The following is a 25,323-nucleotide window of genomic DNA, read 5'->3' as shown; positions in this document are numbered from 1 at the left end:
GATGCAAAGAGAGGTTGGTCGCAACGTGCCGGCGGGAAGCTGGTTTCATGTTTTCCTCGCGCTGCCGCTTGTGCTTTTGCTGGCCGGCTGCAAGGCCGATCTCTACACTAAAGTCCAGGAGCGCGAAGCCAATGAGATGCTGGCGCTTCTCCTTAGCAAAGGCGTCGATGCTGTCCGTGTTGTCGCTAAGGATGGGACGAGCACGATTCAAGTCGAAGAAAAGCAGCTCGCCTTTTCGATCGAGATGCTGAACGAGCAGGGGTTGCCGAGGCAGCCTTACAAGAATCTCGGTGAAGTGTTCAAGGGATCGGGCTTGGTCGCCTCTCCGGTTGAGGAACGTGCCCGTTACGTCTACGCCTTAAGCGAAGAATTGTCGCGCACGATCAACGATATCGATGGGGTGCTCTCCGCCCGTGTCCATGTTGTTCTGCCGAAGAATGATCTTCTGCGACAGGATTCGACACCATCCTCGGCGTCAGTCTTCATTCGTCACAGCTCCGATGCGAAGCTCTCGGCTTTGCTGCCGCAAATCAAGATGCTCGTGGCCAACAGCATCGAAGGGCTCTCCTACGACAAGGTCGCAGTTGTGTTCGTGCCAGTCGAGCGGGCTCAGCATGAGCTGTCGCCTGCGCCTGCCGCGACTTCGGCCCAGCCGGCCAAGTTCTTGTCAGCGCCCTCCATGCTTGCCATCGGTGTCGGAGGCGTGGGCGCAGGGTTCGGCATTGTGGCTTACGTGCTGCTGAGCACACGTGCGCGCCAGCTCGGTCAATCATTGCGCAAACTGACAAATCTCGGTGGAGCTTCGAGTAGACCGGTGGTCCAAGCCGTCGGCAAAAAGCTAACCTCCGACGTGAGATAGGTAAAATGCAGTGTCGGTATCGACGTCCGCCGAACCAAATCATTCACTCGACCCGCATTCCGATCGCCTGCGCGAGCTTGCTGTCTTGATCCATCCGAGCCGTTTTGCCGCACATCTTGATGCGCTGCTGTCGGCTCCAACAGTGCTGAAGTTGCAGAATTCTTACAGGCTGCAGAAAAGATTGGCCGAATTGCTGCTAGGCAGCGAACTTTCCGCGAAAGGAGGTAGCTGGGGGAGGGACATTCTAGTCGGGCACGATCCGCGTCGGGTGGCCTTGCTCACTGGCAGCATCTGGCATGCACGTTCAGTCCTGAAGCTGGTATCAAAGCGCGATCTCACGATTCTGGTCGGACACATCGGAGCTGAAGCACATGCCTTCGGCATCCGACACTTATCCAGCGCCGTCGCGACCACACCGATAGTCGATCCTGAGCAACTTTCGCGGCAGATTGAACATGATGGATATGCCTGTCTTGGCGCTTGGCTCGAAGATGCGTCAGAGCTCGACCGCGCCCGCGTGCTTCTCCGCCTACCTGTAGGGTCCTCCGCGGAGACCCCTGCCAGCGAACACCACATCGCCGCAAGCCAATTGCTGTCTTTGGTGATGCAGCACCTGGCGACGGAGACACCAGCGGCATGATTGTCACTGACCCAGCGTTGCCAGAAGCGCCCCAGATACGTCCGCTTGGTCCACTCATACCGGCCGCTGAACTCGGAATATGGTATGATGCAATACGGACGCGCGCACTGGCGGAGCGGTATCTACAGCAGGTTCGCAGCTGGGCGAGCAAAGTCTATCAGCGCGAGCGTATGCGTGGCCACGCCGAGGGCATGAAGGCAGGCTCGGACGAAATGGCGCGGATCGTCGCCCGCGCAGCTTCTGAGTTGGCGCGGCGAAAGGCGGTTCTGGAACGGGAGTTGCCACAGCTCGTCATTGAGATCTTGAGCGATTTGCTAGGCTCCTTCGATCCGGGGGAGATGCTGATCAGGACCGTTCGTCATGCCATCGAACGAAGCTGTGGCGGTGCCGAAGTATGTCTTCACGTGTCTCCATTGAATGCCGATGCACTGACCCGTGAGTTCGCAGCGTTTGATGGAACGGATGGACGGCCCAAAATCAGAATTGATCCGGATCCGGCGCTGACGCCGGACCAGTGCGTTTTGTGGACCGAGTTTGGCAATGTCGATGTGGGGCTTGCCGCGCAGCTGCGTACTTTGCGTCTCGAACTTGGCTCGTCTTCTTGGATGGGCGAACCGTGACCGTGCCGCGATCAAGCGACCACGGTGCAGCTGGAGAAAAATCCGTCCACGCTGCGTTATCGTCTTTGCGATCTGCGGCAATGCAGATCGATACGCGTGCTGTGCGCGGACGAGTCAAACGGGCAATCGGCACGTTGCTTCACGCCGTGCTACCAGGGGCTCGCGTTGGAGAGATTTGCGTGTTGCAGGATCATGGTACGGGATGGTCGCTTGAGGCCGAGGTGATCGGGCTGCTTCCGGACGGCGTGTTACTCACGCCAATCGGCGACATGGTGGGTTTATCTAGCCGTGCGGAGGTGGTTCCGACCGGGCGAATGCAGGAAGTATCGGTCGGTCCCGATTTGCTCGGCCGCGTGATCGATAGCTTTGGCCGGCCACTCGACGGCAAGGGCACGGTAAAGGCAGCGCACACTCGCCCGCTGCGCGGCGCGGCGCCCAATCCAATGACGCGGCGCGGTATCGAGCAGCCGTTTCCGCTCGGCATCCGCGTGCTGGATGGACTTCTGACGTGTGGGGAAGGCCAGCGAATCGGAATCTATGGAGACGCCGGTTGCGGCAAGTCGACGCTGATGTCGCAAATTGTAAAGGGAGCTGCCGCCGACGTCACGGTGGTCGCGCTAATAGGCGAGCGTGGACGTGAGGTACGTGAATTCATCGAGCGTCACATTGGAGAGGCGCTCGGTCGCACGATCGTTGTCGTTGAGACGTCCGACCGTTCGCCGATGGAGCGCGCGCAATGCGCCCATACGGCGACGGCACTCGCCGAGTATTTTCGTGATCAAGGACTGCGCGTCGTTTTGATGATGGATTCATTGACGCGCTTTAGCCGCGCGATGCGCGAAATCGGCCTTGCCGCGGGCGAACCTCCCACGAGACGCGGCTTTCCTCCCTCGGTATTTGCGCTACTGCCCGGTCTGTTGGAGCGCGCCGGTATGGGCGAGCGCGGCTCGATCACGGCTTTCTATACCGTGCTTGTCGAAGGTGACGGTACAGGCGATCCAATCGCCGAAGAGACGCGCGGTATTCTCGATGGTCATATCATTCTGTCGCGCGCGCTTGCGGCGCGAGAGCATTTTCCCGCCATTGACGTGTTGTCGAGCCGAAGTCGCGTCATGGATGCGGTCGTCTCGGCGCCACATCGCAGGGCGGCATCCCTCTTCCGCGATCTGCTCTCGCGCTACAATGAGGCGGAGTTCCTGATCAAGGTAGGCGAGTACAAGCCGGGTAGCGATCCGCTAACGGACCGGGCAATCGGCTCAATCGAGGAGCTGCGGGCATTCCTGCGCCAGGGCCAACATGAACCGTCCAGTTTTGAGGAGGCCGTCACGTGGATGTCGCGTCTGACCGCCTGAATCTCGTCGAAGCCGCAAAATTGCGGCTCGTGAAGGACATGAGGGAGCGAAGTGCGCTTCGGGAATTGTCCAACATGGAGGGCAAGCGCCGCATCGCCGATGAAAGGGTGAAGCGAGCTTCCGAGACGCTTGCAAGCGCCGAGAAACATCGCGCAAGCGTCGAAGCCGAACTTTATCTGCAGCTGTCATCCATCGAAGCGATGTCCGTCACAGAACTCGATCGTCGCCGCCATCTCGTCATTGAACGGCTCGCAGCCGGCATCGCATCGGCACGTCAGGCGCTTGAGGAGGCCTGCGTCGCTCGAGAGCAGGCCGAGACGGAAGTGGCGGACGCGCGGGCTCTGTGGACCAGGCGTTTGGCAGCGCGCCGTAAATGGGAACAGATTGAATCTGATGTTCACAGTACAACCAATGCTCGTTTGGAGTCCGCCGCCGAAATCGAGGCCGACGATGAGGTTTTGCTTCGCTATCAGTGCGGCTCGTCTGGGCGGGCGGTCGGCGATTCGATCTAATGGCTGATTCACTGATCTCGGCGCGAGCTCGCGGTTCTATACAAATGGGGTCGGCAAATACTCGGGGCGAACCGTTACCATTCGAACCACCGCTAACGCTGACCCACGAGGTCGTCTCGTGGGTCAATGAGGTCGCCGCGCCGCGCGTGGTTCTTCAGAGCCGCCTTGGCGACAATCCCCTGTTCGTGCGCATGAGCCGGCTTGTCTGGCATGCAGAGCCATCGGCCGTCTCGATGCTTGACTGCGTAGTTCGCGTCGGGGACGACATGGCGATCTTGTCTTTGCCGTGTCGGCTTGCCGAGGCACTGATTTCGACGGTGCAGCAAGGCCTTACTCTACCTTCCGACCCAACCCGTTCGCTCCTTCTCGAGCTTGCGCTTGAATCGTGGCTCACGCGACTAGAGGCCTTGTTCGCGCGAGATTTACAACTTGTCCGCATCGACGAAGCACGGACAGAAGGGCCTTATCTAGAATTCGACACTGCCTACGGACCGCTCACTGACAAGGCGCGCCTATTCCTGTTCTCGCCTCTCGATCGTCGGGTTCCCCCTGCATTCGGGATCTTAGCCCAGCTGCTTGGCCAACTGCCGCTGGAAATGCCTAAGCTTTCTCCGGAGTTTCCTGTCACGGTCGCGATAGAAATCGGCTCGCTTCGTGTGAGCATCGCACTCCTTCGTCAAGCACAGGGTGGCGACGCGCTACTGCCGGACATCATTCCCTTCGCTCAGCACATAGTCATCCTCAATGCGGACAAGCTATGGGCTCCGGCTCAGGTGGCCGGTGCCAGACTGGTCCTACAGGGGCCGTTCCGCCTGCCACCCCATCCTCTAGAGTGTGCCCATATGACGCCACGACCTCAAGCGCAGCAGCTGGTTCCGCCATCGGAAGCCGACATCGACAATATTGAGATCACGCTTGTGTTCGAATGCGGTCGCTGGCCTATACCGTTAGGTACGTTGCGAAACGTCAACGAAGGGTATGTGTTCGACCTCGGGCGACCGCTTGATGGTCCGGTCGACATTCTTGCGAACGGTCGATTGATCGGCCGCGGCGACATCGTGCGTGTCGGTGAGGAGCTGGCCGTCAGGTTACGCGACAGGTTGGCGGTCAATGAGTGACATTCAACCAAGCATCGTTGCGCTTCTCGCGGTGACGGTCGGCCTTGGCCTGCTCGCGTTCGCGGTGGTCACAACGACCGCCTTCATCAAGGTTTCCGTTGTTCTCTTCCTGGTCCGTAACGCGCTCGGGACACAGTCGATACCCCCGAACATCGTTCTGTATGGCGCTGCATTGATCCTTACCGTCTTCATTGGCGCTCCAGTATTTGAGCAGACCTACAATCGTCTGACCGAACCGCAACTTCGATATCAAACGTTCGATGATTGGGTGACCGCTGCCAAGGAAGGGAGCGAGCCGCTGCGCACCCATCTCAAGAAGTCCACCAATGAGGAGCAGCGTTCGTTCTTCCTCTCGTCGACAGAACATGTCTGGTCGGAGGAAATGCGCAGCAACACAACGGCCGATGATTTTGTGATTCTGATACCGTCCTTTCTGATATCGGAACTCAAGCGCGCCTTTGAAATCGGCTTCCTTCTCTATCTTCCATTCATCACGATCGACCTGATCGTAACGACGATCTTGATGGCAATGGGAATGTCGATGGTTTCACCAACGCTGATCTCCGTCCCTTTCAAGCTCTTTCTGTTCGTTACGATCGACGGCTGGTCGCGGCTCATGCACGGATTAGTCCTAAGTTACGCAACGCGGGGAGGTTAAGATGGATGAGGCCAGTATTCTCACTCACCTGAGCCGATCGCTCGTCCTCTTCATGATTTGGGTTCTACCGCCGCTCATTGCGGCTCTCGTCGTCGGATTGGGCATCGGCATCATCCAGGCGGCAACGCAGCTGCAGGATCAAACCTTGCCGCTTACCGTCAAACTCCTTGTTGTTGTTGCCGTGCTTGTTTTGTTTTCTCCGGTGCTGAGCGCGCCACTTATCGAACAAGCCCAGCAGATCTTCGCGGAGTTCCCAACTCTCACGAGGTATTAACAAGTGGAACGAAAGAGTGAGTGTCCGGCACAGGGCCGCCATCGCCATCGCTCGTGTGAATCACGAGGAGATTGTCCGTCAGCTTATCGAAAGCGAGCCTCAGTAGCATGAGCAGAAGACCGCTACTTCGATCGCAAGCGGCCTTAACGATTTCGCCTCCGAAAGAGTGCTGCTCGAGACCGGAAAGCGAGGCGTCAAGATCGATGATGGCTAGGACGGTTGGCAGACGCTCGAACGATGCGTTCGGCGTGAGAGGTCAATAGAGCCTGGTTTGTCAGCCCTGCGGGCCCTGAGGGCGGCTGGTGCTATCCTTGAAACTGGCCATGTCTCGTCGCGGGGGAAGCCATGGGAGGCAGTTGGGGCCGAAGTGATCTGCCTTTCACATCATGGGCGCGTCACCTTGCAGGATCTGGAGCGAAACGGACGGATTATCTGCGACCTTCTTGAATTCTAACATCATGGCGCGGCGAGCGTGGCTGGTTCGATTGGCCGAGGCGAACGATCAACAGACTTCAAATGCATAATGTGTCCTTCACCGAGACGCAGATTCTGATCCAGACTGGTACCGAGTTCATTATTGCAGCAGGTCTTGGTGCAGCCCGGGCCCTCGGCATTATGTTGGTGCATCCCGTGTTCACGCGGCCGCACATTAGCGGGATGATCCGCGGAAGCTTGACGATCGCGCTTGGGCTGCCATGCTTGGCTCATATCAGGCACAGCCTGCAGATGCTAGATCCGGGCACTCGTATGGTCGCAGTCGCGCTGCTCGGTCTCAAGGAGATATTCATCGGCCTGCTGTTCGGCATCCTGCTCAGTATACCACTATGGAGCATTCAGGCAGTTGGTGACATCATCGACACCCAGCGCGGTATTTCGAGCCAGGTGGACGATCCTGCGACACACAGCCAAGCCTCGGCGACAGGTCTTTTTCTCGGGACTGCTGCAGTTACGATTTTCGTTCTATCTGGAGGTCTGCAGACGATGGTCAGGTGCCTCTACGGCAGCTATCTGATCTGGCCCGTGGATCGGCTACTACCACCCCTCACCCAGCAAGGGGCAATGGAATTCGTAGCGCTTCTCGATCATATCATGCGTACGACCCTGCTGGTCTCGGGGCCTGTGCTGGCTCTGCTGCTCCTGATTGAGGCATCGCTCATGTTGCTCGGGCGCTTTGCCCCGCAAATCAAGCTGAACGACCTTTCCCCGACCATCAAGAACGCCGCGTTTGGCGTCATCATGGTCAGCTACACCGTCTACCTCATCGAATACATGGGAGCGGAGATCACCCAGTTCAACGGTGTGCTGGAGTGGCTCGAGAAGTTCTTGAAATGAACGATTCGAGCGAGGAGAAGAAGCTTCCACCAACTGCCAAGAAGCTACGTGACGCCCGTAAGAAAGGCCAGCTCGCGCGCAGCGGCGACTTCGTGAGCGCGCTCAGCATTTGCGCCGGTTTCGGCTGTCTATGCCTCAGAGCGGGCTCGATCAAAGATGGATGGCATGAAGCGGTGCGGCTCGTCGACAAGGTACAGGCGCAGCCCTTCAACGACGCGGTCGCGCAGGCGCTGATCGGATTGATCGAACTCTGTATGGCAGCCGTCGCCCCAATTATTGGGGCGGCCGCGGCCGCAGCCGTTCTGGCCAGTGTCCTGGCCACTGGTGGACCGACATTTTCTGTCGAGCCGCTCAAACCAAGCCTTGAGAAATTGGATCCCATCAAAGGGTTGAAGCGGCTTTTCTCTCAGCGATCGCTTGTAGAGCTTGGTAAGTCGCTGATCAAGGTGCTCAGCCTGGGCGCAATCCTTCTTCTTACTGTGATCGCAAGCTGGAAGGCGTTGGTATACTTGCCTGTCTGCGGAATGGGATGTTTCGGCTTCGTCTTCCAAGAGCTCAAAGTCCTGATCGAGATTGCGGCCGGGGCCTTTCTGATCGGCGGCTTGGCTGATCTGCTCATTCAGCGCTGGCTATTTTTGCGCGACATGCGCATGACGGAGAGCGAAGCGAAGCGCGAATCCAAGGAACAGCAGGGCAATCCGCAGATCAAGGGCGAACACCGCCGGATCCGTCGCGAGGCGGCAAACGAATCCCCGATCGGCATTCGTCGAGCCACATTGATACTGACGGGACCCGCGACGGTGATCGGGCTGCGCTACGTTCGCGGCGAGACCGGAGTGCCAGTGCTGGTGTGCCGCGCTGAGGGCGAACTTGCTTCGCGGCTGCTTGAAGAGGCGCGGGCCCTGCATCTGACTGTTGTCCAGGACCATGTTTTAGCGCGTGAGTTGATCCAAAAGGCGACGATGGGGAGGGCCGTTCCGATTGCGTGTTTTGAGCGGGTCGCAAAGGCAGTCTTTGCTGCCGGCCTGGTGTAACTTCGCGTAAGGTTGATGCGCTGTATCCTGGTCAAATACACAATTTGATCGAAAAGCGGCGTAGTAATCACAGAAGTGGCTGGTCCCTATCGCGAACCTAGCGACCAGAACATGAGCCGACACTGCATGTCATGCTACGAGTATGGGCTCGTGATCCGCTCATGGGGATTCCGGTGAAGCCCTGTCATGAGTTCCACCTTCCGATCTGCTGCCGCTGTCCGGTGTGGAGATCTCACGAGCGGTAAGGGGGCGCACCGCACGATCACCACGCGTTGGCATGACGGCACTATTCCCCAGCAAGTCGCCAGGATCGTTGATCATGACTCCGAGATTATTCCGGACCGAGCAGCCCAGCGTCGGGTCAAAGGAATTATCGTCAGTTGAGGGGCCGACGATCGAAATCGGCCGGCAAACGGGAGGCCGTGCTTCGTAGATAATTGCCTCGATCCGTACACCGAAATGGGCGGGTAAATCGACGGGTGAGGCAGCCAAGCGAATATTATAAGGGGCAACGCCCATTGCGCGGGCCTCATGCGCCACTTGAGCAATGAGCCGGGGTGAGCCAGTGACGTCGAGATGGAGGGCATCCCGCCGACCGCGACTTGCCTTCGCAATGAAATCCCGCAGGCGATACCTCTCGGCACGACGCAGGCTGCCTAGGGACAAGACGCTGGTCTTCTGCTCCACTTCGATCGCTTGTTCGGGTGGCCCGAAAGAGCTCGGACCACTATTTGTGCATCCGCCTACCGCTACGCCAATAGCCAACAAACAGCACAGCTGACGTAAGATCATTGTCGGTCCTCATTCGATGATGAAGCCCGCACCGCCGGCCGTGCCCGGTGCTGCCATGGGGGGAGGGGTGCGGCCTCGCGGCGAACTTGCCAATGTGTTTGTTAAAGTGCGGCCGGCGTCCGAGGGCGGTCCGATACGGCCGGTGGGAGCGCTTATCTTGCCCGGATTCGAAGCTGGCCGCACGATATAGGGCGTGACAACTATGACCAGCTCCGTCTCCTGCTTCTGAAATGACGATGAGCGAAACAGCGCGCCTAAGATCGGTACATCGCCTAACCAAGGAAAAGCACCAATGTCGGTGTTGAAATTGCGCCTGATGAGCCCTCCAATTGCAAAGCTTTGACCACTGGCAAGCTCGACGACGGTACTGGCACGCCGCGTGGAGAGACCAGGCACAGAGATTCCGTTGACGCTGACCTCACCTTCTTTCGACAATTCGCTCACTTCAGGCTTCACGTGGATATTGATCTGATTGTTGCTGAGAACGGTCGGAACGAACTCCAGGCTGATGCCAAATTGACGGAATTGGACTGAGACCTGCCGATTGTCCTGCATGACCGGAATGGGAAATTCGCCACCTGCCAGGAAACTTGCTGACTCTCCGGACATGGCGGTAAGATTAGGTTCGGCAAGTACCGAAGCGAGGTGTTCGCTGGCGAGCGCGTCAAGAACAGCGCTGATATTCGCGCCGCCGACGCCGAATCCGATATTTGCCGTGCCGCCGCCGCGTGCCGCGGCGGTACTGCTAGGTCCACCGCGGCTAAAGCCAAAAACGAACGTGCCGTTTTGACCTGAGACGGAGAGGTTAACGCCGAGCTCCTTCATGGCGCTGCGCGAGACTTCGGCGATGCGCACGCTCAAATTGACCTGTAATGAGCCGGCAACCTGAACCTTATTCACGACCAGTGCGCCCGCACCGAGAAATTGCTCCGTCACCTTCTTGGCGGCATCAACAACATCGGCGTTTGGTGCCGTCCCACTCAGAATCGCGCCGCGTGGGGTATAGCTGACTTGGATTGGATAGTCCCCGAGTTCGGCCTTGAGCGCGGCACGGAGATCCTCGACGGGTTGCCTGACAACAACACGAAGCTCGGCTAAAGCTTCTCCATTGTCGTTCAAAGCAAACAAGCTCGTTCGCCCCGACTTTTTTCCGAACACGAAGATGGTCGTGTTCGACGGCGCCTGATAGTCGGCAATCGCCGGGTCGGCAACAAAGATGCTCGCCGCCGGCGCAGGAAGATGGATAGTCTTACCTTGAGAGGAGGCAAGATCGAGGGTTCCGTTGAGGCTATCAGCAGTGGCGCGCGCCGCCCTCTGAACGCCATCGCGTTGTGTCTGAGCTGCAGCGCACAATGGAAACAGTAGCGCAGCCGCGCACGAGATGTACGGCACGGCGATCATCCGGCGTCCAGCGTCACGACGAGAGAAGGCCTTCAAGGCTGTCTTTGCTTTCATGTTCGAGCGAGCTACGCCGCTGACGCGGCATTACTCAGCGCAAGGGAGTAACCGACGCCGCGCGCGGTCTTGATGGTTAGCGTCGCACCTGATTCGCTCAAAATGCAGCGCAAGCGGTAGATTCCGACCTCAAGCGCGTTGGTCGAGACATGGTCGTCGAAGGCATATAGGCTGTCTTCCAGTGAGGATCGCGGTACGGTACGGCCAGCGCGACTGAGCAAATGCTCAAGTATACACACTTCTCGGCGCGCAATTCTCAAGATGCGGTCTCCAACCGAGACTTGTCTGGCGACTGGATCGAAATTGAGATTGCCGAACGTAACGAGCGGGGCTGTCATTTGGGTTGCCCGTCGCAAAAGAGCGCGCATGCGAGCGATGAGTTCGTCGGTCGACACGGGCTTTGGCAGGAAATCGTCAGCGCCAGCGTTGAAAACGGCAATCCGCCTGCCGAGCTCATTCAGGCTGCTCATCATCATGGCCGGCGTCGAACATCCCTCGCGCCGCAAATGTTTCAGCCAGCTCAAGCCGTCTCCGTCTGGAAGAACCAACTCCAGCAGGAGAACGTCGTAGCTAGCGCAATCGAGCGCGGCTGCCGCCTCGTCCAGGGTGCGCGTCAGATCGACCGCAAAACCGTGGTTCAATAGCGCTTCCTTCACTCCGCGCGCAAAATCCGTATGGTCGTCGACCAGGAGAATTCGCATTTGATTGCCTTTCGTCCATCACCTCCAAGCTGAGCGCGTCACGATTGACCACGATCTCGGGCGAATCTGAACAACGGCTGCTTCGGCACGAGCGTTGACGAGTGGCGACCACGAGGACTGGCATAGTGAGCCGAGATCAATCTCACCCGATCCATTACCGGCCGATAACTGACCGCGTGCCCGTGACCGCACGCGTCGTCGGCGATGCTCAAAGTGCATCTATTGCCTGCAAGCCTGACGAAATTATTCACTGCATCATGCGCCTTGATGAACCGCTCGCGCTTCTGCGCGCCAGTGGCAGCAGTGCTTCCGGTCATCGACCTGTTGGGAGAAGTGTCCTTGGCGCAAATGCGCGCGGTCGAAACCAATGTAAAGAGAATGTTCGGGGTTGAAGTTGAACAGAGACAAGAAGTTGGCATTTGGAGCTCCCAAGTTGCCTTAGTCCGAAGTCGGCCTTGCTATGCCGTTGACCTTGTGGCCTCTCTAAGTCACGGCAAATGCAAGTATCGCATTTGAAGGCAGGTGACGTGTCGCAGCTGGCCCATGTGTCGGAAGCCGCTAGACGAAACGACCGATGCGCGTTCGAGCTAAAGACAAGTTCTCTCGATAGCCGGTAATCCGACCTGGCGAACGCGAGCGGTGCAGGCATCCGATCGCCTACAACATCGCCGGTGCTGCAGCCCGTCGAACACGGTTGTTGCGCGACGAGTGCGATCCCAGGTCTGCAACGTCACGCACCTAGTTAGGCGGTGTCGCCGGCCGGATGTCGTCTCTCGCCACGAACAGCGACGGATTGATCGCATCTCAAAATTGGGGCGGGGTTGCGCGCGGCGAGGGCGAGCAGAGGGTTGCGCGTCCTGATCTCGATCGGTACGCGGCGTTCCGGCTGCAACGAACCCACCGACAGTTCCTGCCCTCTGTGCATCGGTGACACCGACAGGGCGTCTTCGGGAGGAGTGCTCGACAAGCGTGGCCGAGCCGGCCGGCGCGACCTTGAGACATTGAGACATTCGCAATTCTTGCTACCTGCCAGAAATGTTGGCGCGACACAGAACGTCGCGACTTGTCAGAAAACTTACAATCTGACGTTACGTGCGGTTCAAGCCCATTCGAGCGGTGATTACGTCAATACCTACGAACTTGTAGGCCTCCTGACGCAGCGATGATCCTCACTCTGGGGCGTACAATCGATCTGCGCGTGGGCAAGTCCAGCGCGCCTTGAATTGGCAGGCATTTTGTCGATCGAGGCGTCGCACGGCCGACGTATGGCCGCAGCAAGTGGTGCGCATGAAAGGCAATCTTTCTTGAGTGTGTTCGGCGACGCGACGCGGTGAATCGATCCGCGTTGCCGCTGCCGCCAGCAGCCAGGTTGCTGTTGAACCGCATGTCACGATCTGAACAAAGGAAGGTCGCGTTCCGGACGCAAGCATAGGTTCGCGAAGATCACATTCGCCGGCAACTGGTCTGAAGGGAGAATCGATTGTCACACGGCGCTCCTGAACGCTGCTGCGAATGGACGCGTGACTATGGGCCCTTCGGGCAAGATTGGAAAAATCGATTGTTTCGATGGAACACATCCAAGTGACGAATGGACAATGAGGCGATACCCCCGAGCTCCCGGGCGCGTCCTCGACAGGCAGCAGGGCAGGCCGGACACAAGCTGACCTTCAACGAGGTTGCGAGCCTGATCATTACGAGCGCTGCGTGGGGGAAATAACCTTCTAATGTCGGCAATAAAGGTCTGTAGCGAAGGATCGCATGGGACCGCTGTTCGTTCGAAGAGGTGCGCGTTGGCGAGGCAAGCGCGGCTGAACTAGGGCGTGCGAGCCGTGTCAGCCCGCAGGTCGCGCTACGCGGGCCGGGGACCTGTGATCGACGTGTAGCGGAACGTGCGCAGGCGCATCTGGCGGCGCCGCGATGCGTGCCTTGAGCGTATCGCAGCGTCAGCGCGTCAAGCTGAGCTGCTGACACGTGCTGGGCCACAGTGGGCCGCCGGGATGAAGCGAGCCCATTTGCAGTCGGAGGCCCCCCTTCTTCGGACGGGCCTATTTGAAGTCTCGTGGCTTGGATAGCGGGCGCTGCCTGCTATGCGACAAGAGGCCGGAGCCGGCTCGAATGCGTATCCGCGCCTTGCATGAGGCGCACGCCGTGGGCAATCCAGAATCGCTAGTTAGGCTATCTTTTGCGTGACGACAGTCGATATAACGAGCCCATTGGGGTTCCTGTAACGTTCAGCGAGACTTTTGAACAAGTCACCTATCTGGCCTGATCGGACGGTAAATTCTCCATAGTTAGGATCAAAGAGAGTGGTCATTCCATTCGAGGTCGACGTTGTGATTGTGTGTGCGTCGCCGCCGGCGAAACGCAGGCTGAGCAAATAGATCGAACCGTTTTCAGTGACTTCGTTTACGAGCTGCGCGTTGCGCGAGGACGCGCTAAATCTATGTCTCGTCTGTTGTCCTGATGGTTCCAGGCCTGCTTCCCGCAACGTCGTGATTTTCGCTTGAAGATTGTGCGAACCTCGTGCCCTGTCGCTTCGCAATTGTGCCTTGAGGTCTTCATAGCGCTGCTGCCGCGTTGCCGCAGAGGCGTGGTTTTCCGAACCCGGTCGCAGCGCACGCATTCGCGATGACGGACTGCTGTGACGATTGCGGAGCCACTCCGCGGCCAAACCGACGCAGATGCCGTTGACATTCGCCTCAGGCAAATCGGCGGTCCTGTAATCGAACAGAGGGCGGATCGGCCTTGCGGGAGAGGATGGACTGGAACTGGAAGAGAGAGAGGATGTGCTGAGGTCGAAGGAGCTTGGGCTGTGAACGTTTGCATCCGAGGTGTTTGGCCTGCTGCAGCAGAGTCCCATTCTGTCGGACAATTCCCCTGGTGAGGAGGCCTCTCGCAGCGCGAGATCGGCAAGTGTTTCCGCAAAGTTACGGCTGTCCGTCGATTGATTCAACTGGTCCGCTTGATTGGCGCGCGTGGATGAGTCGCTGATCCGATGATACATGGCGATTCTCGTGTCCCTTCAGCGTACGGTTCCTCGTGGTAAGCACGAGGCTGCTTAAGCTGTGCTGAACTAGATAATCAAGCAAGCTGACGACGAACTGACGGGCAGCTGTGCGCTGCTTGGAGCGGAGGAGGAAAGCAATCGTCTGGTTGGGGCCGCCCGGCGGAATTCGGGCCCCGGGAGGAGTAAAGTGGGCTGGGGTCTCGATGCTTAGCTCACTTTTCTGCGAACGGCCCGGACATGACCCGCGGTCGTTCGTGATCATGACGTGCATCGCCATGGCGCTCTCGTTCAGCAGTGTCTGCGGTAAGCGCCTGGGTCTTCGCGTTTCGTAGGGCGCCGGACCAGGAGGACAGACGCAGCCTGATCGACAGACTGGCACAGCCGCCGTTGCTCGCCCAAGAGCCGATATCACCGAGATGCCGATGGTCCAAAATGCAACGGAGCGGGCTGGCGGATGTGATGGGCGAACTGACGACCCTCTCCGAGATGCGATAAACTGCTCTCGGCATAACCCGACATGCGCACGACCTCCGCACGCGAAAGGCGATCGACTATTTAGTCACTGCTCTCAGTCTTGAACGGATTTTCTTGCTTGGCGGTCCGATAGGCCTCCAGATCGCCGCCCAAAAACAAGCGCTCGGTCTCCCGGGTGGGTGTTCTACCCAGGGAGCACATCAGGTCCACATCCGCATCTATGTTCTCGTGATCGTCGACATTCATCCCGAGCGCAATGCTGCTCAAGATCTGGTCAGGGGTCCAGACCGCCGACTTCGGTATAGTGTAGGTGTGCAGCATCGTCGCGTTATTGGCGATTGCTCGGGCCCACGGATCGCGCGACGCGGACAGTTTGGAGGGGTCCTCAATCAAAGACACAAAAGGAGAGTCAACCTTGCCGCGCATATGCCATCCAGCCTGACGCGCCAGAGTCATAGGATATCGTTCCAGATGATCTCCAACGGAGGAGTGTTCGCGCGCCGCGTCACGCACATACGATATTGCGCTGGTCTCGGCTGCTCTGCGCGGCTTGCAATCGCCATCCGCGTTCTGAAACCGTCTCAGCTCTACATACGACGATCCAACAACGTCGTTGAAGATGCGTTCGCGATCGACGCCGCGGTCTGCAGGCCCAGACGCTGATGACCACGGTGCCGATTGCTGCTCGGCAAGTTCAATCTCGTTCCTGAGTGCCGCGAGCGTCGCCCCAGTCAGCGCTGCGGCAAGCTGGGCGCGCGCGCCTACAAACGATGAAGCCGAGCAGCGTTCACTTGGGCGAGGCCCGTTGGTTGCAGTCGAGGATGGTCCAATCCCGGGATTGGCCGATGAGGAAGCGCCGTCTGACGTTCGGTCGACCGGGCGGAAGCGATCGAGCTGCTGCTCAAAATCCACCTGGTCCTCGGACGGGTGCGCCGGCGAGCCGGCTTGAGCGCTCGCATCGCCGGTCTGTTGCCGCTGCGGCTCAAAATCGCGGGCTTTGGCGACTTCTGGGCCGTGCCGTGAGTCGATATTCATTTGCTCTCTCAAGTTACAGGTCCGTTCAAGAGTTTTTTGGTAGAAGCAGCTTTCGAGAAGCTGACGAGTCAGGAAGTGAATGATTATTTCGCTCGTCGGGCAGGCTCTTCTGGTCGGGCGAGGGGCGCGGGCCCCCCTTTTTTGGGTGCATCTTGTGACGCTCGACGTGCATCGCTCGCAGCCGGAGCGAATCCATCGAAAGCCAGTTTCGATACCAGTGTTGGCTTCGAGAACTGATGGCCATATTGCCCGTTGCGTGAATGCTGCGCCTCGCTCGTGACTCGGCCCGTCTCGGATCGCGGGCATTGTCCTTTCCATCGAGCGCGAGGGGCCTTGCAGAGAATGCGTCGTCTCCTGCGCCAAGTTGGTAGCATTCGACACGTGCCGGCTGAAACGGCGGAATCGCCACCGAGATCGGGCTTCCGATGGCGATGCTGAGATCATCCGCAAGTACCACTGTCGGAAAGCCGCTCGCCGCGATCAGACGACTAACGGAGAGGCACGCAGCAACCGGCAATCAAACTGCGAGACGACGGGAAAGGCTTGAACCGCACGTGGCGTGAAGTTGTAGGCTTTAAGCACGACCAAGGGCGACCCACGCAGTCATCTCGACTCCGGGCAGGTGCAAAAGGGATAAGTTGATGAAACGGATTGCTCTCGCGACCTTGCTAGTCGCCGCCGGACTTGAGCAGGCAAGAGGTCAAACCCCAGCCGCCGGCGAAATGGTGTTCACGGCCTGCAAGCCTTGCCACCGGGTCGGCGACAGCGCCAGGAACGCCGTCGGCCCAACGTTGAACGGGCTGATCGGGCGGAAGGCAGGATCGGTCGAGGGCTTCAGCTATTCAGAAGCCATGAAGGGCTCAGGCATCACGTGGGACGAGGCAACGTTTGCCGATTACATCAAGGACCCGAAGGCGAAGGTTCCCGGTACCAAGATGGCGTTCCCTGGACTCAAGGACGCCCAGAAAATCGCGGATCTGATCGCTTATCTCCATACCTTCGATAAATCGCCGGTCAAGCTCGAGCGCTAAGACGGTGCCCCGTGGCAATCGCTCGAGGAGCGCTCCTTCCGGCGAGCAGGCGACTCGGCCCGCCGCTCGTTCAGTCAAGATGTGGGCGATGGAACAGAAGAACGCGCCCTGCGGGCAGGTTTTCGGCCGTGTAGGGCTCACCGTTGATCAAGAAACACGTCATTGGTGCATCCCGGTGCGGCAGGAGGCCAAGGGTTTGGAGCATGTCAATGACGGCGGGTGAGGCCTCTCGGGGGCCGTGGTGCCAGTCGAGGCCGACGAACTCGCCGATATCGGCCAGCTTCGGAAGCCGGCGATGACCCGGTTCAGGCTCGGTAGACGGCGGTCGAAAATCCGGCACCGGCGCAGAATGGGCATCGTCCCGCAATTCGAGCGGTGTAGGGGGATTGAGATCAAGCAGAGATTCAAGACCGCCGTAGATATCAGTCGGAGCCCGCAGCTTCGTCGCTGGCGCAGCTTCACCCATCGGCCGAAGGCGAGCGTGGTGGATGAGCTGAACGTCATTCAGCCCTCCTGGCCCTAACGTGGCGGCGTAGCGCTCACCGCCAATGTCGTAGCTCATGATCCGCTGATCAGCGTCCGGCAGGAAGCCCAGGCGACGCAGCCTTTCGAGCATCGTATCCGGGGCGGGCTGGGTTCGGTGGGAAAAGTTCCCGGGGACGGCGAAGGAAACATCAAATGTCTCGCCGACGGGCGGCGACCCAAGGTGAATAAGCTGAACGTCATGGGGACCCGCGGGCCCCAGTACGGCAGTGTAGTGTTCTCCGCGAATGTCATAGTCCTTCATCCGCTGTACCGCGTCTGGCAAGAGCCCAAAGCGGCCCGATTGGTCGTGTCCCCATTGGTGGTGTAGCTCGGTAGAGCAAAGCCGTCCGCACGCGCGCCCTCCCATGGCGCCGTAGCGGGCGGGCGGCTTTGCGGTGGTCACCGGCAGTTCGCCGGTAGGGTCGGGTTGCTGATACCAACCTGATTCGAGGAACCACCGATGACCGATGAGATGATGAACCTCCGCACGCTCGTGGAGAAGACCCCTGATGCCGATCTGCTGCGCGAGATGATCGGCTTTGCCGCCCAGCGCCTGATGGAGCTGGAAGTGGAAGGCCAGACTGGGGCCGCCTATGGCGAGAAGAGCTCCGAGCGCCTGGCGCAGCGCAACGGCTACCGCGACCGGACCTGGGAGACCCGCGCCGGCACGGTCGAGCTGCGTATCCCCAAGCTGCGCAAGGGTTCCTACTTCCCCGGCTTTCTGGAGCCGCGCCGGATGGCCGAGAAGGCGCTCACCGCCGTGGTGCAGGAAGCCTATGTGCAGGGCGTCTCCACCCGCTCGGTCGACGACCTGGTGCAGGCGATGGGCATGAGCGGCATCTCCAAGAGCCAGGTCTCGCGGCTGTGCGCGGAGATCGACGACAAGGTGAAGGCGTTCCTCGCTCGCCCGATCGAGGGCGATTGGCCGTATCTGTGGATCGACGCCACCTACGTGAAGGTGCGCCAGCAGGGGCGCATCGTGTCGGTCGCGGTGATCGTCGCGGTCGGCGTCAACAGCGATGGCCGGCGCGAAGTTCTCGGTATGGACATTGGTCCCTCGGAGGCCGAGACATTCTGGACGGCGTTCCTGCGCAAGCTCGCCCGCCGCGGCCTGCGCGGCGTCAAGCTGGTCGTCTCCGACGCCCACGAGGGCATCAAGGCGACCGTCGCCAAGGTGCTCAACGCCAGTTGGCAGCGTTGCCGCGTGCACTTCATGCGCAACGCGCTGGCCCATGCCGGCAAAAGCGGACGGCGTGTCGTCTCCGCCTTCATCGCCACTGCGTTTGCCCAGGACGATGCCGAAGCCGCACGAGCGCAATGGCGAAAGGTCGCCGATCAGCTCCGCCCCAAGCTACCCAAGCTCGCCGGCTTCCTCGACGAGGCCGAGACCGATGTGCTGGCCTACATGACGTTCCCGCCGCAGCACCGCACCAAGCTGCACTCGACCAACCCGATCGAGCGCCTCAACGGCGAGATCAAGCGCCGGACCGAGGTCGTCGGCATCTTCCCCAATGAGGACGCCATCGTCCGCCTCATCGGCGCGATCCTGCTCGAACAGAATGATGAATGGGCCGTCCAGCGCGCCCGTTACATGACGCTGGAAACCATCGCGCCGTTGAGCGATGATCCAACCGTCAGTCTCCCGGCTATCGCCAGCTGACCAGTCCGGCTCTTGCCGGCGAACGCGGTGTCCCACCGCCAGTTACACCACGCTCAGGGACACGATCGCCCGATTTGGAGAGCATCGTGTCCGGAGCGGGTTGAGTGCCGTGGGCAAAGTCATTGGGAACGACCAGCGAAGCATCGAAAGTCTCGCCGATCGAGGTGGGCGTCGTCTGCGCAGCCCTGTCGGGCGGCGGCCCGGCTTGCTCCATTGCCCGTCCAAAGAATTCTGACGAGGCGGGATAGCGCAGCTGCGAGCTGGACTGTCTCGCCGCGGCATCGAAGGGCCCGACCCGGTCGACACTTTGTGTGCGCCGGTGAGCGGCTGAATCCATTTGCTGCCAAAGCTCCGGCGCATCGAACCCGCTGGCGCATGTCCAGCCGCCCCGATCAGCGGCATCAAACAGCTCGTCCTGGTCGACGCTTTGCACTGGCGAGTAGGCAGCTGAAGCCAAGGCCTGCCACGGTTCCTGCGTATCGATTCCGTCGGCAAGTGTGAGGCCGTTCTGATCCGCAGCAACACTTCGCACGGGCGAGTGGGCGATCGAACTCATTGTCGGCCAAAGCACCGGTGCATCGAAGGTGGTGACCAGAAGCGAGCTCTCTCGATGCGCGACATCGAAAAGCGGTTCGTGGCCGGCATTTTGTACGGGAAAGTGAGCGACTGAATCCGTTCCCTGCCCAAGCTCCGGCGCGTTGAATCCGTCAGCCGCCAGCTGGCTCCCCTGATCCGCGACACCCTCCAAAGGCTGCTCCCGATCAAAATCTTGCACGGGTGAGCGGCCGGCCGGCTCTGTTGGCTGACGGGAGCCGCTGCGAAAATGGTCCTGCACATTGCTGTCGCGGTAGTCGCGGAGCCTGTTCAGGCATAGATGAGTTTCTTGTTGCCCGGAAACAAAGTGTCGGCATGGCCGAGTAGCGTGTCGTGACCAAGCTTAGAAATTGATAACGGTCGAAGGGCTGCAGCCAACTTCCGAAGATCGCTAGAATAATTTCCGGCGGTTTTCTCGTCGATCTGTCGGCCAAAGCCTGCTTCAGCGGCCTGCCTGATGAGGCGGTCGTCTTCCTTGGACGGACGGTAATGCGTTGGGATGGACCGCGCTGGGGCGTCAGGTTCGCGGTACCTGCTAACCATTGACAATGCGGGGGCGATGACCTTGTCCTTTGGCAGCAGTTTCTTGGCATAGTCGAGCAGACTTTCTGGTAGTGGGTCAGTTTGAAAACTGACCCCGAAAGAAAGGGCTTGGTTAACGTCTGGGCTGCCCCTGCTCACGTTTTGGTGGAGTAGAAGGCGCGGCTATCGTATTCGTGGCAAAAGTCACGAATCGGTCATGCTGCGTCTTTCATCATCTATTCAATTACCCCTTGTCAGCATCCCTCATCTACGCGAGCCTTGGGCTGGCGGGGAGATCGTTCACGTCTGCGGAAGGCTGGGCGAACTCAACGGTACCGGCATGCAAGGCGGCCAAGCCAAGACCCGAAAAACGCTGTACGCAAAAGCCAAGCTTGCCGGTGATTATGACGCGGCGGACAGGATCGTCGAAGTCATGCTGTCCGAGGACATGCTTGATCGGCTAGTGGATGTTGTAACCCCCTTTTTGGTTAATGGAACCTCCCTCGTTTGCGTGGTTCCCCACCCGCCCTTTGACGATGCCCGCGCTGATGGCGCGGATTTGATCGGGCGTAGGGGTGTCAAAAATGCCCTCCCGATCCAGTATCTCGCTAGGTTGAGCGTTGAACTCGGAGCCGAGGTCGATACACAAATCGTCCAGAAAAGCAGGGTTGGGCGTACCAAATTAAAACATTTTCCACGTTTCCTATGGCAGCCTTGATTTGACGGTGATGTACGTCAAGACGCTGCCTACATCTTGGTGGATGATGTCCTGACGACGGGGGGAACGCTTGCGGCTCTCCGCAGTCATATCCTGCGCGGTGGCGGTAAGGTTGCCGCTATTACAACTTTGGCGCATGGGTCTGGCGACTCTCGCGCGCTTGCGCTTTCCGGTCCTACATGGCAGGGTCTGAAAGTTGGTTTTGGTATCGAGATTAACCCGTTTTGGAGAAAGGAGATCGGCCATGACGCAGAATGTCTTACTGAAGCCGAAGCCCAAATTCTCCTCAAATGGCGTTCTGGCGACGGACCCTGGGACACCCCACTTCAGCGCCTTAGAGATCGCCTCGCTCAGGCAGCAGCTAAAAACGAGTAGCGATAAGGCGGTAGCTGTCGCGAAAGGAAGAGGCGCAAAGCTGCATCCTCGCATCGCAGCCTTGAAGGATCAGAAGTCCAAGGCTTAGAGGACGAAACGGGATTCGAGAGGCCGCCTTACCGGGCGGCCTTTTTGCTTTCGAGCAGCCATCCCTGCGACTTCTCTCTGATCCATTCCAGCGCCTCATGTTCACTTGCAAAGCCAAAGATGCTATCAACTTCGCCGCCGCGCCATAAAACGCTGACCGAGTGGCCCTTACCGATAGCGTACTGACGGACAACGAACTGATATTCCGGCTTGAAGTTCGCCAGCTCCCATTGCTCCAGCATCGCAACGAGGTCTTCCATCTCCCAAAGCTTGTCGGTCACGCCAGCGGCCATCGCAGGCTGCGGATTCCGATGATCTCGCCCGGGTGTACCGATTTGATCTCGCCCAGGATTCCGAGATGATCTCGCCCACCATTCCGATTTGATGTCGCCCGGGGCGCGAGGCGTTCTGGCTGTTTGGTTTCTGGCATCGGTGAAGCCGCGGGGTCAACTTGAATCGCGGCTTGAGGCCCTTCTTCGTCTGCTGTTGGTCTGCTGTGGGCATGTGGGCAACGCTCTTTGCGTTGTCCAAGCGCAGCGGCATGTCCACAGCGCCACTGGCTCAGGCCTTTCGATCGGGTTTGCGGGTTCGCCGCAGGCTCTCGCCGTTGAGATCGATCCGGTGGGCGTTGTGGACCAGGCGGTCGAGGACGGCATCGGCGTAGGTGGGATCACCGAACACGACAGAGTACCCCTATTCTTGAACGGGTCGTGTCTCACATCACGATCACTGACCCGCATCATTTCCTTTTTGGGCAGCGGCTTGAGGTGCTGAAGGAGCGGTCGGGGCGCGGTCCCGCCTACGTCGTTGTCGCGCTGCCGGACGGACGGCGGCGGGGGGTTCGGATCGCCTCGACGGACCTTGCCGAGACGATCACTTCCCACCCGAACGCCGCCGATCTGCCGCGCATCAGTGCACGTACGCTGATCCCATTGATGCAACATTTGAGCGCGAGTCTGAGCCTTCTCGACGAGAAGGTGATTCGCGATGACCCACCGACCGCTTCCAGGTCGCGTTGCGTATCGACCCCTACCGACATTGGCAAATCCACCAGACCGCCGCACGGCCGACATTCCACGCCTCTGGCCAAATCTGTCGGCCGCGACACAAACCCAGATCGCTCAAGTCCTCGCCACGCTGCTGCGGCGAATGCAAGCGGTTCCCGGCACGCCCGGAAGGGGACTGGGTCGTGCTGATCAGCTTGAACGCCGTTGACGAGCGGCTCACGACTGCGCACCGAGCCAAGTTGGCCTATGTCTACGTGCGGCAGTCGTCCGTGAACCAGGTGCGCCAGCACCAGGAGAGCACGGAGCTGCAGTATCGCCTTGTCGATCGCGCCGTCGGTCTGGGCTGGCCCCCGGAGCGCGTCCAGGTCATTGACGAGGATCTGGGCAAATCCGGTGCTGGCGCTGTGGATCGGCATGGTTTCCAGAAGCTCATTGCCGAGATCGGCCTTGGCAACGCCGGTCTTGTGGTGAGCCTCGACGCTTCTCGCTTGGCCCGCAATAACCGGGACTGGCATCAGCTTCTCGAACTGTGTTCGGTGTTCGGCGTGCTCATTGCGGATGGCGAGCGGCTTTACGATCCGCGGGCCTACCATGACCGCCTGCTGTTGGGCTTGTCCGGCATCATGAGCGAGGCGGAGCTGCATCAGCTTCGGATGCGCCTTCACCAAGGGGAACGCCAGAAGGCGGAGCGGGGCGAACTGCGGCTGCCGCTGCCGGCGGGGCTCGCCTACGACCGCGCGGGCACAATTGTTCTCAATCCCGATGAGGAGGTGCGGGCCCGTCTTCATCTGGTGTTTGCCAAATTCCGGGAACTGCAAAGCGCGCGCGGTGTAATGCGTTACTTGGACAGGAATGGATTGTCCTTGCCGGTTCGGCCGCTGCTTGGACCATCTCCACACGAGATCGTCTGGCGTGCGCCAGATAGTGCACGCGTCCTTAATATCCTTCAGAATCCGGCCTATGCTGGGGCGTATGTTTATGGCCGCCGGCAAAAGGATCCGAGCCGATGCCGGCCGGGATCGCTGACGGGAACGGTCAAGGTAGCGATCGCGGATTGGGCGGTTTGCCTCCACGCCGCTCACCCAGGATATATCAGCTGGGAGGAGTTCATGGCCAACCAGGGGCGATTGGCAGATAACGTCTGCCGCTATGAGGGAGGACACTCTGGCGTACCGCGCAAGGGGGCAGCCCTGCTACAAGGAATCGCGGTCTGCGGTCGTTGTGGACGGCGCATGAGCATGCGCTACACGGGCCCGAATGCCGACTATCCGGTCTATTGCTGCCGCTCGGATCGGGACCAGCAAGGCAGTGCAATGTGCCAGGAAGTCCGGGCCTTGGCCGTTGACGCGCTGGTTGAGCGGATGGTCCTCGATGCCCTGGTGCCGGATCAGATTGAGATCGCGCTCGCAGCCGCGGGCCAACTGGAGCAGGAGAGCCGTCAGCTCGAGCGCCAGTGGGCGCTTCGCGTGGAGCGCGCCCGCTACGAGGCCGAGCGCGCTCGACGCCAGTATGACGCCGTAGAGCCCGAGAACCGCCTTGTGGCACGCTCACTTGAGCGGGCTTGGGAAGAGAGGCTGCGTGTCGTCGAGGCGATCGAGCAGGAGCATGCGCGTTGGCGCGGGCACGAGCCGCTTCTGATTGGCCCGGCGGAACGCGCAGGGCTACAAGCACTCGGCGAGAACCTGCCGCGGATTTGGAACGCGGCCACCACTTCGGTAGCCGATCGCAAGCGCATTCTGCGATTTGTGATCCGCGAAGTCGTTCTTGATCAGAAGCGGACCCGAGGTCAGGTGTGGCTCAAGATCGTCTGGCAGACCGGTGCAACCAGCGAGCATCACGTGCAACGGCGCGTTCAGACCTACCGCGATTACATCGACATTGATCGGTTGCGGAAACGGATCATCGAGTTGAATGCTGAACACAAAATGGATGCCGAGATCGCGGCAATACTCAATCAGGAAGGCTTCGTCGCGGCCCGAGGCTGCGCCTTCAAAGGCGAGAATGTCTGGCTGTTGCGTACCCGCTGGGGCATTCCCACCGTTAAAATTAACGGCGTGGACAAGAATCCGATGCGCTGGCCCGATGGGAGTTTCTCAATTCAGGGCGCCGCGGCTGAGCTTGGAGTGACCCCGCAGACAGTGTTCGATTATCTCGCGCGAGGATTGCTGGCAGGTCATCAGTTGGCCAAAGGCCAGCCGTGGCAGATCGAGCTCTCAGACGACCAAATCCGACAGCTTCGCAATCGGATACGACGCACCAATCGTTCGAAGAAGGAGGCATCATGAAGTCATCGGCTCGCCGATCAGCGCGTGCCATTGATCGACGGGGAGCTGGCTGGTGACGGTGGTGGAGCGGCGGCCGTAGCGGTCCTCGAGGATCTCGAGGAGGTCGTGGCGGGCTGCGGCGTCGAGCGGCTCGAGGCCCCAGTCGTCGAGGATGAGCAGATCGATGCGGCCGAGCGCCCGCAGGAGCCGCGGGTGGCGGCCGTCGCCGCGCGCCAAAGCGAGATCGGTGAACAGCCGCGGGACACGCTGGTAGAGCACGGAGCGATTGTCGCGGCAGGCCTTGTTGCCGAGCGCCGAGGCGAGCCAGCTCTTGCCGACGCCGGAGGGCCCGCAGATCAGCAGGTTGGCGTGGTCGTCGATCCATTGGCCTTCGACCAGCATCGTCAGGAGGCTGCGGTCGAGGCCGCGCGGGGTGCGATAGTCGATGTCCTCGACGCAAGCCTGCTGGCGCAGCTTGGCGTATTGCAGCCGCTTCGATAGCCGCTTGTCGCGTCGCAGCGAGGCTTCGCGTTCGAGCAGCAGCGCGAGCCATTCGGCATGGCCGAGGCTTGCGGCATCGCCGCCGGCTTCGATGTCGGCAAAGGCCTTGGCCATGCCATGAAGGCCGAGCGCGTGAAGCTGATCGAGGGTCGGATGGGTGAGCAAGGCGTGATCTC

At 59.9% G+C, this 25,323-nt stretch carries 23 protein-coding genes and 3 pseudogenes; 15 read left to right on the top strand and 11 right to left on the bottom strand.

All coding sequences use genetic code 11. The annotated features are described in order from the left end of the window. Nucleotide 1: 1 nt before the first annotated feature. The 10 genes from sctJ (at nt 2) to MTX23_RS28215 (ending at nt 8,399) form a co-directional block, all read left to right on the top strand. Nucleotides 2-859 carry a type III secretion inner membrane ring lipoprotein SctJ gene (sctJ, locus tag MTX23_RS28260; RefSeq protein WP_280978227.1) on the top strand — a complete coding sequence of 286 codons (858 nt, stop codon included), beginning with the start codon at nt 2-4 and terminating at the stop codon, nt 857-859. A gap of 10 nt (nt 860-869) precedes the next feature. After that, nucleotides 870-1,499 (top strand): nodulation protein NolU, encoded by a 630-nt coding sequence (locus MTX23_RS28255; RefSeq protein WP_280973408.1) that lies wholly within the window; start codon nt 870-872, stop codon nt 1,497-1,499. After that, entirely contained in the window at nt 1,496-2,119 is a 624-nt protein-coding gene (sctL, locus tag MTX23_RS28250; protein ID WP_280973407.1) for a type III secretion system stator protein SctL, read from the top strand. The genes MTX23_RS28255 and sctL overlap by 4 nt, the downstream gene beginning before the upstream one ends. After that, nucleotides 2,116-3,471: a type III secretion system ATPase SctN gene (gene sctN / locus MTX23_RS28245; RefSeq protein ID WP_280973406.1), complete on the top strand. Its 1,356-nt coding sequence runs from the start codon at nt 2,116-2,118 to the stop codon at nt 3,469-3,471. The genes sctL and sctN overlap by 4 nt, the downstream gene beginning before the upstream one ends. Continuing rightward, nucleotides 3,447-3,983, top strand: coding sequence for a hypothetical protein (locus MTX23_RS28240; RefSeq protein ID WP_280973405.1), 537 nt, complete (start codon nt 3,447-3,449; stop codon nt 3,981-3,983). Before sctN ends, MTX23_RS28240 begins: the two co-directional genes overlap by 25 nt. After that, a complete protein-coding gene (gene sctQ, locus MTX23_RS28235; RefSeq protein ID WP_348637526.1) occupies nt 3,983-5,101 on the top strand; it encodes a type III secretion system cytoplasmic ring protein SctQ in 1,119 nt (372 codons plus the stop codon). Before MTX23_RS28240 ends, sctQ begins: the two co-directional genes overlap by 1 nt. Beyond that, nucleotides 5,094-5,759, top strand: a complete 666-nt coding sequence (sctR, locus tag MTX23_RS28230) for a type III secretion system export apparatus subunit SctR (protein ID WP_280973404.1) — start codon at nt 5,094-5,096, stop codon at nt 5,757-5,759. The genes sctQ and sctR overlap by 8 nt, the downstream gene beginning before the upstream one ends. Nucleotide 5,760: 1 nt before the next feature. Beyond that, on the top strand, nt 5,761-6,033 hold the full coding sequence (locus MTX23_RS28225) for a flagellar biosynthetic protein FliQ (RefSeq protein ID WP_280973403.1): 273 nt from the start codon (nt 5,761-5,763) through the stop codon (nt 6,031-6,033). Nucleotides 6,034-6,549: 516 nt separating this feature from the next. Next, nucleotides 6,550-7,365: a type III secretion system export apparatus subunit SctT gene (sctT, locus tag MTX23_RS28220; protein ID WP_280973402.1), complete on the top strand. Its 816-nt coding sequence runs from the start codon at nt 6,550-6,552 to the stop codon at nt 7,363-7,365. After that, nucleotides 7,362-8,399, top strand: coding sequence for an EscU/YscU/HrcU family type III secretion system export apparatus switch protein (locus tag MTX23_RS28215; protein WP_280973401.1), 1,038 nt, complete (start codon nt 7,362-7,364; stop codon nt 8,397-8,399). The genes sctT and MTX23_RS28215 overlap by 4 nt, the downstream gene beginning before the upstream one ends. A 159-nt stretch (nt 8,400-8,558) precedes the next feature. Here MTX23_RS28215 and MTX23_RS28210 read toward each other — a convergent pair whose 3' ends face one another. The 5 genes from MTX23_RS28210 to MTX23_RS28190 form a co-directional block, all read right to left on the bottom strand. Then, complete coding sequence (locus MTX23_RS28210; protein WP_280973399.1) at nt 8,559-9,191, bottom strand: CpaD family pilus assembly lipoprotein; 633 nt, start codon at nt 9,189-9,191, stop codon at nt 8,559-8,561. A gap of 9 nt (nt 9,192-9,200) precedes the next feature. Then, nucleotides 9,201-10,592 carry a type II and III secretion system protein family protein gene (locus MTX23_RS28205; protein WP_280978225.1) on the bottom strand — a complete coding sequence of 464 codons (1,392 nt, stop codon included), beginning with the start codon at nt 10,590-10,592 and terminating at the stop codon, nt 9,201-9,203. A 65-nt stretch (nt 10,593-10,657) separates the two neighbouring features. Beyond that, on the bottom strand, nt 10,658-11,347 hold the full coding sequence (locus MTX23_RS28200; protein ID WP_280973398.1) for a response regulator transcription factor: 690 nt from the start codon (nt 11,345-11,347) through the stop codon (nt 10,658-10,660). Nucleotides 11,348-13,517: 2,170 nt separating this feature from the next. After that, nucleotides 13,518-14,351 (bottom strand): YopT-type cysteine protease domain-containing protein, encoded by an 834-nt coding sequence (locus MTX23_RS28195; protein ID WP_280973397.1) that lies wholly within the window; start codon nt 14,349-14,351, stop codon nt 13,518-13,520. Between the two features lie 558 nt (nt 14,352-14,909). Then, nucleotides 14,910-15,863: a hypothetical protein gene (locus MTX23_RS28190; protein WP_280973396.1), complete on the bottom strand. Its 954-nt coding sequence runs from the start codon at nt 15,861-15,863 to the stop codon at nt 14,910-14,912. Nucleotides 15,864-16,504: 641 nt separating this feature from the next. Between MTX23_RS28190 and MTX23_RS28185 the strand changes: the two genes are divergently transcribed. Further along, nucleotides 16,505-16,894, top strand: a complete 390-nt coding sequence (locus MTX23_RS28185; RefSeq protein ID WP_280973395.1) for a cytochrome c family protein — start codon at nt 16,505-16,507, stop codon at nt 16,892-16,894. Between the two features lie 70 nt (nt 16,895-16,964). Here MTX23_RS28185 and MTX23_RS28180 read toward each other — a convergent pair whose 3' ends face one another. Beyond that, nucleotides 16,965-17,681, bottom strand: coding sequence for a hypothetical protein (locus tag MTX23_RS28180; RefSeq protein WP_280973394.1), 717 nt, complete (start codon nt 17,679-17,681; stop codon nt 16,965-16,967). A 198-nt stretch (nt 17,682-17,879) separates the two neighbouring features. Here MTX23_RS28180 and MTX23_RS28175 point away from each other — a divergent pair, with 198 nt between their 5' ends. Further along, complete coding sequence (locus MTX23_RS28175) at nt 17,880-19,079, top strand: IS256 family transposase (protein ID WP_280973221.1); 1,200 nt, start codon at nt 17,880-17,882, stop codon at nt 19,077-19,079. Here the strand turns inward: MTX23_RS28175 and MTX23_RS28170 are convergent. Both MTX23_RS28170 and MTX23_RS28165 read right to left on the bottom strand, forming a co-directional pair. Beyond that, nucleotides 19,066-19,914 (bottom strand): hypothetical protein, encoded by an 849-nt coding sequence (locus tag MTX23_RS28170; protein WP_280973393.1) that lies wholly within the window; start codon nt 19,912-19,914, stop codon nt 19,066-19,068. The two genes, MTX23_RS28175 and MTX23_RS28170, sit on opposite strands and share 14 nt — an antisense overlap. A gap of 29 nt (nt 19,915-19,943) precedes the next feature. After that, entirely contained in the window at nt 19,944-20,354 is a 411-nt protein-coding gene (locus MTX23_RS28165; protein WP_280973392.1) for a hypothetical protein, read from the bottom strand. 58 nt (nt 20,355-20,412) lie between these two features. On the opposite strand from MTX23_RS28165, the gene MTX23_RS28160 reads away from it, so the two are divergent. After that, nucleotides 20,413-20,913 (top strand): hypothetical protein, encoded by a 501-nt coding sequence (locus tag MTX23_RS28160; RefSeq protein WP_280973391.1) that lies wholly within the window; start codon nt 20,413-20,415, stop codon nt 20,911-20,913. A gap of 244 nt (nt 20,914-21,157) precedes the next feature. Continuing rightward, nucleotides 21,158-21,376 (top strand): hypothetical protein, encoded by a 219-nt coding sequence (locus MTX23_RS28155; protein WP_280973390.1) that lies wholly within the window; start codon nt 21,158-21,160, stop codon nt 21,374-21,376. Nucleotides 21,377-21,404: 28 nt separating this feature from the next. Here the strand turns inward: MTX23_RS28155 and MTX23_RS28150 are convergent. Beyond that, a pseudogene (locus tag MTX23_RS28150) lies at nt 21,405-21,674 on the bottom strand (hypothetical protein); the annotation flags it as partial. Between the two features lie 262 nt (nt 21,675-21,936). Continuing rightward, nucleotides 21,937-22,056: pseudogene (locus MTX23_RS28145) on the bottom strand (ATP-binding protein); the annotation flags it as partial. Between the two features lie 508 nt (nt 22,057-22,564). Here MTX23_RS28145 and MTX23_RS28140 point away from each other — a divergent pair. Next, a complete protein-coding gene (locus tag MTX23_RS28140) occupies nt 22,565-24,667 on the top strand; it encodes a recombinase family protein (RefSeq protein ID WP_280973198.1) in 2,103 nt (700 codons plus the stop codon). A gap of 6 nt (nt 24,668-24,673) precedes the next feature. Here MTX23_RS28140 and istB read toward each other — a convergent pair. Then, nucleotides 24,674-25,312: pseudogene (istB, locus tag MTX23_RS28135) on the bottom strand (IS21-like element helper ATPase IstB); the annotation flags it as partial. Nucleotides 25,313-25,323: the final 11 nt, after the last annotated feature.

The sequence above is a fragment of the Bradyrhizobium sp. ISRA436 genome (genome assembly GCF_029910015.1).
In the GTDB taxonomy this organism is placed as follows: Bacteria; Pseudomonadota; Alphaproteobacteria; order Rhizobiales; family Xanthobacteraceae; genus Bradyrhizobium.
The sequence above is the reverse complement of the archived record's forward strand: the minus strand, read 5'-3'. Positions and strand labels throughout refer to the sequence as shown.